This window comes from Chromobacterium alticapitis (genome assembly GCF_002924365.1).
GTDB lineage: Bacteria > Pseudomonadota > Gammaproteobacteria > Burkholderiales > Chromobacteriaceae > Chromobacterium > Chromobacterium alticapitis.
The window spans coordinates 1-1,219 of the sequence record NZ_PQWB01000207.1; the positions used below are offsets into that span (position 1 = coordinate 1).

At 56.9% G+C, this 1,219-nt stretch carries 1 pseudogene; it reads right to left on the reverse strand.

Annotated elements, in window-relative coordinates:
• Positions 1–150: 150 nt before the first annotated feature.
• A pseudogene (locus tag C2I19_RS21415) lies at positions 151–1,114 on the reverse strand (IS5 family transposase).
• Positions 1,115–1,219: the final 105 nt, after the last annotated feature.

A 1,219-nucleotide genomic window follows, 5' to 3' on the forward strand; every position in this document is an offset into this window, starting at 1 on the left:
TGCTTCGGCTGGCTGAAAACCGTCGGAGGCCTTCGCAAAACCAAACTGATCGGCCGGGCCAAACTGGCCGGGCAAACTTTTTTAGCGTTTGCGACAGGCACTGTTGCATAAATCCAGAACAGGGCGAGGCTCCCCTTTCCCCAAACAAATTTATGCTACCGCCACCGTGCACGGACGGTCCAGCATGCTGAAGCGGTTCAAGATGGCAGCACGTACCTGCAGCTCTGCCACTTGACCATCGAAACGACGGGCCCTCACCCTTTCACCCAACCGTTTGAAGCAATGCATCTTGGTTTCCACCAGGCTGCGGCGATGGTAGCCGCTCCAGCGTTTCCAGATCGCTCTGCCTAATCGCTTGGTCGCCCGCAGAATCTCGTTGCGAGCCAGCACCCCCAGCGAATTTCCTTTCCACGGTTTCGCATTCTTGCGTGTCGGAATGCACCCGATCGCGCCGCGTGCGGCAATCGCCTCATGACATGCCTTGGTATCGAAAGCCCCGTCGCCGCTCACGCAGGCTATCGGCTCATCGGCCGGAATTTGCGTTAATAGCGAAGGCAACATTTGCGCATCGCCCTGGCGATTATCCGTGACTTCAATGGCGCGGATTTGCAGGGTTTCCGCATCGATGCCCAGATGCACTTTGCGCCATTGCCGGCGATATTCCGCGCCATGCTTCTTGGTTATCGCTGAACGAATCTAAAGATTCGCACGCAGCCCACTCGCCTTCGCCCAGCATCTTGATGCCTGTGCTATCCACCAGCAGATGCAGCGCTCCTGAGCTTTTCTGGTAGGGAATCTTGACCTGCAGCGTCTGCTGCCGCCTGGATAGCGTGCTGTAGTCGGGGACGTCCCAGTCCAGACCCGCCAACTTGAGCAGGCTTTGCATGAAACCGATGGTCTGCCTCAACGCCAGTCCAAACAGGTTTTTGATGGTCAGGCAGAATTGAATGGCGGCATCGCTATAGGTCTGCGTCCGTCCGCGCGTGCCCCGTGGAGTGGTCTGCCATGACATGCTCGTGTCCAGCCAGACGGACAGCGAGCTGCGCTGGATCAGGGCTTTGTTGTAGGCGTTCCAGTTGGTCGTTCGATAGCGTTTTGGAGCGGGCTTGGTCATGCCACTATCTTAAGTAATCACGAAAAATTGATTTGAAACTTGTCGCCATAACCACCAAGCAGCGCCGAGATCTCTGCATCCAGCGTTTCGCGGGTCCACGTGATG